Raw genomic sequence first — 10,167 nt, 5'->3', positions numbered from 1 at the left:
TATCGAGCGTTTTTTTATTTTTACTGTTTGAATAATAAAATTTAAACACAACTCAACGATCCTGTACTGACGCTTGTTTGAACATTTGGAACTTTGTGGCCAAATGTACTTAGTCTCGTCACAATTACTTTTTACCATTTTTAAGTGAAAACTTACTGTAATAAGCAGCGCATTTCCTACACCATTTAGAGCACTTTTTAATCACTCAATTGCTTGAATATCACCACTTCAGTAAAGCTTGCGTCATGATTGAGCAGCAGAGGTTCATGTCCTATTTTTTACGCATTTTTGGTGGGGTTTTCAATGCTAAAAATCCGCGTAATCTAAATAGCGAACAACAAAACATTATGTTCATTAGGAGAAATTAATATGTCTACATCTTTTAAAAAACGCACTCTTTTTAGCGGTGTCCTAATTGCTTCATCTCTCGCTACAATGGCATATGCTGAAACACCAAAACAAGGCTTCACCGTAACGCCAAGCATCGGCTACTACAATACAGATGGTGATAGACAAGCAGGCAATGACACGTCTTACTCCATTGGTGTTGGTTACCAAACTAACAGCCCATTGGCTCTAGAAGCTGTTTACCTTCATTCAGATGCCAGCAAACACGGACGCGACAACGACCTAAATCAATACCGAGTTGATGGCCTATACAGCCTTCCTGAGTTCACTACGGTAAATCTAACGCCATACGTAGCAGCGGGTGTTGGTATAACAGACGTTGATGGCGACTCAAACAACCTACTAGTTAACGCTGGTGGTGGTGTTAAATATGCGATTAACAGCGATGTGGATCTTCGAGCAGACTTCCGCTTGGTGAAAGATATTGAAGACAGCCATTTAGATAACGTAACCTCTGTTGGTGTGCAGTACAATTTCGGTATGCCAAACCAACAAGAGTCTAATTAATTAGTCGCAAGATAATCGAATCATTCTCGGACATGGATGTACGACAAAAAAATGCCTCATGTATCCATGAGGCATTTTTTGTTTGAGAGCTAGGTAAAATCAGCGTTTAGCCGCAAGATGCTCATTGACCCCTTTGGCAGCTAAACACCCTGTCGCAAAGCAAGCCGTTAATAAATATCCGCCAGTTGGCGCTTCCCAATCCAGCATTTCACCAGCACAAAAAACACCGGGCATAGCTTTTAGCATTAGCTTGTCATCAACACTGCTTTCACATACTCCACCAGCGCTCGAAATAACTTCCTCTATCGGCTTAGTTTTGTAAAAGCTAACAGGCACCGCTTTTAAACATCGAGCTAAGGTTTCTGGCGTCTGAAAAGCTTCTTTAGGAAAGGATTCATGCAACAACACAGCTTTCACGCCAGTGATACTCAGCGTACGTTTTAAGTATTTACTAAAGGATTCTTTTGGCTTGGTATTGCGCAGTTTTTTGATAACTTGCTCTTCACTTTGCAGCGGCAGAAAATCCATCAACAAAGACGACTGACCTGAGTCGTTAATGCCATCGCGCAAGTATTTAGAAAAAGCATAAATCAAGCTGCCCTCCATCCCGTCTTGCGTGACAATACATTCACCCTTTTTCGTTACCACTTGCCCGTCTTCTAAGGTAAAAGAAAACGCCACGTCTTTAAGAGGACTACCCGCGAATTTCGTTTTTAAGTGTTCACTCCACTCACTGTAAAAACCACAGTTGGCACTTTGCAAAGGCGCGACATCAATGCCTTTTTCAGTCAATACCGGAAGCCACGCACCATCTGAGCCCAACTTGGGCCAGCTTGCTCCGCCCATTGCTAATACAATCGCATCAGCCTGTGCAATCACGCTTTCTCCAGCATGATCAAACACCACCTCATTTGCCGACAAGCCGACCATTTTGTGACGCATATGAAACTGCACACCGGCGTCACGTAAGCGCTTTAACCAGTTACGTAACAAAGGGGCTGCTTTCATGTCTTTGGGGAAAACTCGGCCAGATGTGCCGACGAATGTCTCGATGCCTAAATTATGAATCCAATCACACAAGGCATCAGCATTAAACTGGCTAATCGCTGTATCCAGCCACTCGGCTTTGTCGTAATAACGCTGAATAAACTCAGGATAGGCTTCTGAATGAGTAATATTCATGCCACCAACACCTGCCAATAAAAATTTACGGCATGCACTGGGTTTGGCATCGTACACATGGACCTGATGACCTGCGGCACAAATACCTTCTGCTGCCATCAAGCCCGCAGGGCCAGCACCGACAACAATGACTGTTTTTTGCTTTTGCACCGCTTCTTGCATACTAGCCAACATCACTTTAAAGAGTTACTAAAAAAAGAAGTGCATGATAAAGAATTTTGACTCACGCCCCAATGATTTCTAGCAAAAAACACATATTAAAAAGTTAAGACTTAGGTCGACTCTGCACCCCTGCCGTCAAGGCAAGGCGCATAGCTTCTTCTACACCAATGTCCAATTCGGTCAAACGATCACGGGAAATATAAAGTGTCATGCCGCCAATTTGATAACTTAACGGCACATAAACACCCACTAAATTTTGTTCGCCAAAGAGCTGTTGTCCAGTTTGTTCACCGGTAATGAAACCAATTACCTGAGCGCCATTCCATTCAATTGCCACAACGCTCTTCATTTCCTTCTTTTCCGCCAAGTTAAATACCATCATCATGTCTTTAATGGCACCATATATGGACTTCACTAACGGAATACGCTCAAAAATGTTATGGCTCAACTTCACCAAATAACGAAAGCCATATAAATTCACTAAAAAACCAATCAAGACCAACATCGCCAAACTGGCAATTAGACCTAACCCTGGAAAATACAGCGCATCTGGGATCAGCAATAATAACAACGGCTGGGCAATGGCTTCGCCTGTCGCCAATAACCAGTAGATCAGATACACAGTCAAACCAATTGGTAAAACTGCCACTAACCCTTTAAGCAATAACGTAATCAATTTGTTCATGTTTAAAATGATCCTATAAAATTGTTCACAGCATACCGCAAGCTTTGTGCCACTCCTATGACTCTGGCAAGACTTAACGAAAAGATTGCCGAAACATCGCCAGCCTTATACCCTTTTGTGCAATAACTACTTAGTTAAGGCCCTTACGGAGTAACAATATGAACTATAAACGCCTAGAAACCTTCGTCTGGGTTGCCTCGTTAGGCAATTTCCGTAAAGCCGCAGAGCGACTTCATACTACGCAACCCGCCATTTCGGCTCGAATTTCTGGATTAGAAGCCGAGCTAGGCGTCAAACTTTTCGAACGAGAAGGCGGTTCCAGCCCGATTATGCTGACATCGAAAGGCAAAGAATTACTCCCTTACGTAGAAAAAATTCTTTATCAAACCGAACAATTACGAAAACGCGCTGGCCTTTCCACCGCCTATTCTGGCGTATTACGTTTGGGCGTGTCAGAAACTATAGTGAACACTTGGCTGCCTGATTTTTTGTCACGCCTCAACAAAGACATGCCAAACCTTGATGTGGAAATGACAGTCGATATTACGGCCAATTTGAGCAATGGAATAAAAGACAGATCTTTGGATTTAGGGCTGTTAATGGGGCCAATTTCCGAGCCAAACATCGTTAATCGCGAGCTTTGTACTTTTTCTCTATCTTGGGTCGCCAGCCCGAATTTGAACTTGCCGGATCGACTTTTGTATTTAGAAGAGTTAGCTAAGTGGCCCATCATTACTTACGCTCGAGCCACCAAACCTTATGTAGAAATCAATCAAAAATTCCGCGAGCTCGATGGACCTCCGGCACACTTTTTTGCTTCGACATCATTGGCCGCTTGCCGCAGTTTAGCCATTGATGCAGTAGGGATTTCAACCCTACCTAACATCATGATTACAAAAGAATTAGAGGCTGGAAGCCTACGCAAAATAAGAGCGGTTTGGACTCCCAGCGACCTTACTTTCACCGCATCCTATTCTGATGAGCCATTTAACCCTCTCGCAGAAGTAGCAACCGACCTCGCAGTGATCGCCGCCCAGGAATACAGCAAGAAGCAAACTCAATAACTAGCGTCTTAGAATAGACTCCAATTTTTTCGCCAGATCCAATAATACCTGATCCATACCATTGCCAGCTGTCAACAGCAGCCCCATCGGCTCTTGTTTAAAACAAAACGGCAAAGAAATGCTACAACCGTTTAACACATTGGCTAACGAAGTATTGCGTAGACATAATAAGTTTAAACGATCGTATTCGGAATCTAGCTCTAAATCAGACAATTTAGGTGCGGCAACAGCAACGGTCGGCAGCAAGAAAACCGTATTTGGCTCAGCCTCTGCCACCTGTTTAATAAACGCCTTGCGAGCTGCTTGAGTCTGCTGAAAATCCTCAGCATTAATGGTTTTAGCTCGGGCGAGACGAGAAGCCACTCGTGGGTCAATGTCAGCTTTTTCCAAGTCATAATCTTGGCTATAGAAAGCCTGACTTTCAAACGCTGAAAACTGCCAAACCGGCAAGGTTTTGTAAACTTCTAGCGCATCAATAAAACGTCGTTCGACCACCACACCAGCCGCTTCAAGCTGAGCTAGTTTCTCGGCAAAACCTTCTTCAACCAGCGCATCTAAATCATTCATACCAAAGTTACTCGGTACCACTATTTTCAATTGAGAAAGCGGAGAAGAATCCATTCTTTTTGTTGTATCCGCTGACAACGCAACTCCAGACAATACTTGCCACAGTAGCTCACACTCTTCTACTGTTTTAGCAATAGGGCCAACTGAATCAAGCGAGTCTGATAATGGCAAGCAGCCTTTTCTCGATACGGTTTGTTGTGACGGTTTAAATCCCGTCAGACCACAAAATGCCGCTGGAATACGCAATGAACCGCCCGTATCTGTGCCAAGTGCAGCATCGGCGACACCCAAGGCAACCGACGCCGCGCCGCCACTGGTCGATCCTCCCGTAATGCGTCCAGGATTAATCGGGTTATCTGGCGTACCATAATGTGGGTTCAAACCTAATCCCGAATACGCCAGCTCTGTCATATTGGTGTGACCCAAGAAACTTGCACCGGCTTTTCTTAACTGAGCCACAGCAGTGGAGTCTTGCTCTGCAAGTTGTTGGCTAATAAACACCGAGCCTGCTTGCGTCTTATAGCCTTCCACTTGAAACAGGTCTTTGATCGAGACAATAGCTCCATTCAACGGCCCTTGTTGAGGCTCAACATAATCAAAAAGCTCAGTAAAAACCGCTTGGCCTTTTGAATCGATAATATCTAAAGCACTCTTCCACTTGGCAATAAGATTTCTATCCTGCCAAGCAAAATTCGATGGTTTTGGTTGCGTCATAAATTAGCTCGCTACTAGACGTTTTTGGATGTTTTTTGAACGATGATTTCATAAAACCACATCCTAATTTGGTCTAGGAAATTACCTCGCTTGATACGTTCCGTCAAAGGGAGAATAATCATCACTGCAGATTTGATAAAAAAAATTGATCAAATTACCCAAAAAAACACGATTAGACTTTTAAGGTAAGCTAGATCTACTCTTAGTGAACTAGATTGTGGCAAAAAAAAGGAAAGCATAAATGAAGCAAGCTACATTACCATTACTGCAACAAACGTCTGATTTACGCCAAGCGATACGCAGCAAGGCACATACAGGCGTTACTAGCGGCTTAGCTCAAGGCGCGATGCAAGGTAATGTGGTGATTTTACCAGCCGATTGGGCAAATGACTTTTTACTTTATTGCCAAAAAAACCCGGTGTCTTGTCCTTTGATTGGCGTATCTGAAGTCGGTGATTTTAGGATGCCAGAACTCGGCAACGACATTGACATGCGCCACGACATCCCAGAATACTACGTGTACCGCAATGGTGAAAAAGTCGAAAGCCGCTCAGACATTGAAGATTTATGGCAAAACGACATGGTGGCTTTTGTATTAGGTTGCTCTTTTTCTTTTGAACATGCGTTATCACAAGCTGGACTCACACCAAGAAACATAGAAGAAGACGTGAACGTCTCTATGTTCGAAACCAATATTGCTACCGTACCAGCAGGTCGTTTTTTTGGTAACACAGTCGTGACCATGCGCCCTTATGTTCCAAAAGATGCCATTCGAGCGATTCAAATCACTACACGCTTTCCAAAAGCTCATGGTGCTCCACTACACTTTGGTTCACCACAAGACATTGGTATCGCAGATCTAAGCAAGCCAGATTACGGCGATGCAGTAAGCATTGAAGATGGAGAAGTCCCTGTATTTTGGGCGTGTGGCGTCACACCACAAGTTGCCATTCGCAATGCCAAGCCACCGATTTGCATTACACACGCACCAGGAAAAATGCTGGTGACAGATATTTTAGATACGGATCTCGCTGTGCTATAGCGTTTTTCAGGACCTTGAATGATACCTCGCAGGTAGTAACTACCGCGTCTTTGATAATAAAAAACGAACAACAACAACATCAAAAAATAGGAACGAATACTATGTCAAAATTAACCAACGCATTACTCATTAGCAGCGTCGCTATTGGCGGCCTTACTTCTACCGCCAGTTTTGCCGAAAAATGGCACATGCCAACGCCTTATGGTGATGGCAACCTACAAACACAAATCGCTTATACCTTCACCAAAGAAATCAGAGACAATACCAATGGTGATCTTGATATCACGGTTCACTCTGGTGGTTCTTTGGTAAAGCACACTGAAATTCCACGTTCTGTGAAATCAGGACAAGTACAAATGGGTGAAGTATTCTTGGGTATTTTGGGCAATGAAAACCCGATTTACAAACACGATAATATTCCATTTTTAGCGACGTCTTTTGAAGACGCAAAAAGATTGTGGGAAGCGGCTAAACCATCCATCGCCAAGGAACTTGATAAGGACGGCATGATGCTGCTTTATACGGTTGCGTGGCCAGCACAAAGCCTTTACAGCAAAGAGCCAGTGAACAGCTTGGCCGATCTAAAAGGTCAAAAAATGCGTGCTTACAGCCCAACGCAATCTCGCCTTGCTGATTTAATGAATACCACGCCAATGACCATTCAAACGCCTGATATTCCTCAAGCTTTTAGTACTGGTATTATCCAAGCCATGATCACTTCGCCATCAACAGGCGTTGATAGCCAAGCTTGGGATTACGTGAACTATTACACAGATGTGAAAGCGTGGATTCCAAAAAACATCGTTGTAGTGAATAAGCGAGCTTTCCGTCGTTTGGATAAAGCGACTCAACAAGTAGTACTAGACGCAGCGAAAAACGCCGAAGCGGCAGGCTGGACTCAAATCGCGGCACGCGCGGCGAAAGACAAAGCAACCTTGCTTGAAAATGGCATGGTGGTATCGGATCCGTCGCCTCAATTAGTTGAAGAACTAAAAGCCATTGGCAAAACGATGACAGAAGAATGGAAAGCAGAAGCACCAAAAGAAATTGGTGAAATCCTGACTCGTTACCAGAACTGATTATCAAGAGTCTTTAACTGGTAACAAAAGACTCTTGGATAAAACGCGTCCTCCCAACACCCCTAGTTTTTTTGTTGGTTACAACATGAAGCTAGGTGGTGTCTTCCAAGCAAAAAGTGAACACTATGAGCCAATTAAAAGAAAAACTTTACCTCTGTTCTGGCCTGTTGTCCGGTTTGTGTATCGTTATTATTACCTTGCTTTTACTAGCACAAATCGTCGGTCGTTTATTCGGTTTTATTGTCCCCTCTGCGGAAGATTTTGCAGGTTACGCACTTGCGGCATCAACCTTTCTTGGGCTGGCTTATACCTTTCGTGAAGGCGGCCATATTCGTGTCACCTTGCTGATTCAACGATTTTCTCCGCTACCTCGCAGGATACAAGAAGTCGTGATTCTAATCTTATCCTTCGGGTTACTGTGCTATTTATCCTACGCCTGCTCTTGCATGGTGTACGAATCTTATATTTATGACGAAGTGTCTTATGGCTATGTGCCTATTCCACTTTGGATTCCGCAACTGCCTGTGGCTATTGGTATGATCGCGCTTAACCTCGCCATTTTAGATGCATTAATCACAGTATTGCGGGGCAAAAAACCCACTTATAGTGAACAAGAAGACGCTCTGTCTTTGGAGGAAATCTAATGGATATGATGTGGATTTCTATCCTGTTGGCGTTTGCCATGCTCGCCCTTTTATCGCTTGGTGTTTGGGTGTCTTTTACCCTAATCGCCATTGGTGGCTTGGGCTTAATTCTTTCCGAAAATTATCAGGTAGATTTGCTGTTCGCGACTTCTAGCTGGGGTGCAAGTACTGCGTGGTCACTTACCGCTTTGCCATTGTTTATTTGGATGGGCGAAGTCTTGTTTCGTACGCGCTTATCAGAAGATTTATTCAAAGGTCTGTCGCCTTGGCTGGGCGGTGTGCCGGGGAAATTGCTACACGTGAATATCCTTAGCTGTGGCATTTTTGCTGCGGTGTCTGGTTCTTCTGCGGCAACGGCTGCGACCATTGGACGCATGACTTTGCCAGAGCTTCGCAAGCAAGGTTACAGCGATCGCATGGCCATCGGTACCTTGGCAGGATCTGGGACTTTGGGCCTGCTCATTCCACCATCGATTATTTTGATTGTGTATGGCGTGGCGGCAGAAGTGTCTATTGCACGTTTGTTTATCGCTGGCGCTTTGCCAGGCTTGTTATTAGTCACCCTATTTATGGGCTTTACCATGATATGGGGACATCTACATAAGGACGAATTGCCTAAAACAACGGGTCATGAAACCAGCTGGTCAGCACGCATCAAAGGTTTACGTAAACTCTTGCCTGTCGTGGGGTTGATCGGCTTTGTTTTAGGATCTATTTACGGTGGTATTACGACGCCAACCGAAGCTGCTGCCATTGGTGTGGCCGGTGCTTTAGTACTAGCGGCATTCACTGGATCATTAAGTCGTCATAGCTTTATGGACAGCTTATTAGGTGCAGTGAAAAGCTCTTGTATGATTGGTTTTATCCTAGTTGGCGCGCACTTTTTGACGCTGGCGATGGGCTTTTTGGGTATTCCTAAAGCCTTAGCTTTGTGGATCTCAGGCATGTCTTTGTCGCCTATGGAATTGATCTTATACCTCACTGTACTATTCGTGATCTTAGGCTGCTTCTTGGATGGTATTTCTGTGGTGGTACTCACTGTAGCGGTCATCTTACCTATGGTTCAAGCTGCGAACATTGATCTGTTGTGGTTTGGTATCTTCATAGTGTTGGTGGTGGAAATGTCGCAAATCACCCCGCCCGTTGGTTTCAATCTCTTTGTGATTCAGGCTCTGACAGGGAAAAATATTTTGTATGTGGCAAAAGCTGCCCTGCCGTTCTTTTTACTGATTGGCGTAGCCATCTTGTTAATCAGTATTTTTCCTGAAATTGTCACGTACTTACCAACGACCATGTCTCAAAACTAACCTCTTTTAACAGTAAAAAGGCACGAGGAACCAAACATGAAATTAAATTGCGATATGGGCGAAGCTTTCGGCGCTTGGAAAATGGGTTTAGACGATAAAATCATGCCGTTTGTGGACCAAGCAAACATCGCTTGCGGCTTCCATGCTTCCGATCCACTGACCATGGCAAAAACCGTTGCCTTGGCAAAACAACATAATGTCACCATTGGCGCGCATCCAGCTTATCCAGATCTGGTCGGCTTTGGTCGTCGTAATATGGACATCGCACCTGCGGAATTAAAGGCGTTGATTCAATACCAAATTGGCGCGTTAAAAGGTATCTGTGAAAGCCAAAACACCCAAGTAGATTACGTAAAACCTCATGGTGCTTTGTACAATACCATGATGGCGGATTTCTCTGTATTAGACACGGTGATGCAAGCGGTGAGCGAGCTAGACGCGACCATGCCACTGATGGTGATGGCCGTGCCAGAAGCCCCTGAAATCCAGAAGATGGCAAAAAAATACGGTATCCGAGTTTGGTTTGAAGCTTTTTCTGATCGTTTATACACAGACGAAGGTCGCCTGACGCCACGCAAAGAACCAAACGCGGTTCACGCCAGTTTTGACTTGATCGAAAAGCAAGTCGAGCAATTATGCGAAACAGGCACATTAACGACCACCTCGGGCAAGCAACTGGCGATCCACGCCGACACTATTTGTGTGCATGGCGATGGTGCTCATGCGGTGGATGCTGTTACACGCATTCGGACTCTGGTTGATCGACTAAATCTTAATCAGCCAAGTAAGAAAAACGCGAAATAAAT

General features: G+C 44.3%; 10 protein-coding genes. 7 read left to right on the top strand and 3 right to left on the bottom strand.

All coding sequences use genetic code 11. From position 1 onward, the window contains the following. Positions 1-369 precede the first annotated feature (369 nt). On the top strand, positions 370-915 hold the full coding sequence (locus CCS02_RS13675) for a porin family protein (protein WP_100636868.1): 546 nt from the start codon (positions 370-372) through the stop codon (positions 913-915). 99 nt (positions 916-1,014) lie between these two features. On the opposite strand, the gene CCS02_RS13670 is transcribed toward CCS02_RS13675, so the two are convergent. Then, positions 1,015-2,259 carry a TIGR03862 family flavoprotein gene (locus tag CCS02_RS13670; protein WP_100636867.1) on the bottom strand — a complete coding sequence of 415 codons (1,245 nt, stop codon included), beginning with the start codon at positions 2,257-2,259 and terminating at the stop codon, positions 1,015-1,017. A gap of 103 nt (positions 2,260-2,362) precedes the next feature. After that, positions 2,363-2,944: a DUF502 domain-containing protein gene (locus tag CCS02_RS13665; RefSeq protein ID WP_100636866.1), complete on the bottom strand. Its 582-nt coding sequence runs from the start codon at positions 2,942-2,944 to the stop codon at positions 2,363-2,365. Between the two features lie 158 nt (positions 2,945-3,102). Between CCS02_RS13665 and CCS02_RS13660 the strand changes: the two genes are divergently transcribed. Continuing rightward, positions 3,103-4,008, top strand: coding sequence for a LysR family transcriptional regulator (locus CCS02_RS13660; RefSeq protein WP_100186159.1), 906 nt, complete (start codon positions 3,103-3,105; stop codon positions 4,006-4,008). Here CCS02_RS13660 and CCS02_RS13655 read toward each other — a convergent pair whose 3' ends face one another. After that, positions 4,009-5,289: an amidase family protein gene (locus CCS02_RS13655; protein ID WP_100636865.1), complete on the bottom strand. Its 1,281-nt coding sequence runs from the start codon at positions 5,287-5,289 to the stop codon at positions 4,009-4,011. 241 nt (positions 5,290-5,530) lie between these two features. Between CCS02_RS13655 and CCS02_RS13650 the strand changes: the two genes are divergently transcribed. The 5 genes from CCS02_RS13650 (at position 5,531) to CCS02_RS13630 (ending at position 10,165) form a co-directional block, all read left to right on the top strand. After that, positions 5,531-6,331 carry a putative hydro-lyase gene (locus tag CCS02_RS13650; RefSeq protein ID WP_100636864.1) on the top strand — a complete coding sequence of 267 codons (801 nt, stop codon included), beginning with the start codon at positions 5,531-5,533 and terminating at the stop codon, positions 6,329-6,331. Between the two features lie 101 nt (positions 6,332-6,432). Then, on the top strand, positions 6,433-7,410 hold the full coding sequence (locus tag CCS02_RS13645; RefSeq protein WP_072838454.1) for a TRAP transporter substrate-binding protein: 978 nt from the start codon (positions 6,433-6,435) through the stop codon (positions 7,408-7,410). A gap of 125 nt (positions 7,411-7,535) precedes the next feature. After that, complete coding sequence (locus CCS02_RS13640) at positions 7,536-8,054, top strand: TRAP transporter small permease (protein ID WP_100636863.1); 519 nt, start codon at positions 7,536-7,538, stop codon at positions 8,052-8,054. Further along, positions 8,054-9,361 carry a TRAP transporter large permease gene (locus CCS02_RS13635; RefSeq protein ID WP_100186164.1) on the top strand — a complete coding sequence of 436 codons (1,308 nt, stop codon included), beginning with the start codon at positions 8,054-8,056 and terminating at the stop codon, positions 9,359-9,361. Before CCS02_RS13640 ends, CCS02_RS13635 begins: the two co-directional genes overlap by 1 nt. Positions 9,362-9,397: 36 nt before the next feature. Beyond that, complete coding sequence (locus tag CCS02_RS13630) at positions 9,398-10,165, top strand: 5-oxoprolinase subunit PxpA (RefSeq protein ID WP_100186165.1); 768 nt, start codon at positions 9,398-9,400, stop codon at positions 10,163-10,165. The last annotated feature ends 2 nt before the right edge of the window (positions 10,166-10,167 follow it).

The organism is Marinomonas sp. ef1, from assembly GCF_002806845.1.
In the GTDB taxonomy this organism is placed as follows: Bacteria; Pseudomonadota; Gammaproteobacteria; order Pseudomonadales; family Marinomonadaceae; genus Marinomonas; species Marinomonas polaris.
Note: the sequence above shows the minus strand (reverse complement) of the source record. Positions and strands in the feature narration are given on the sequence as shown.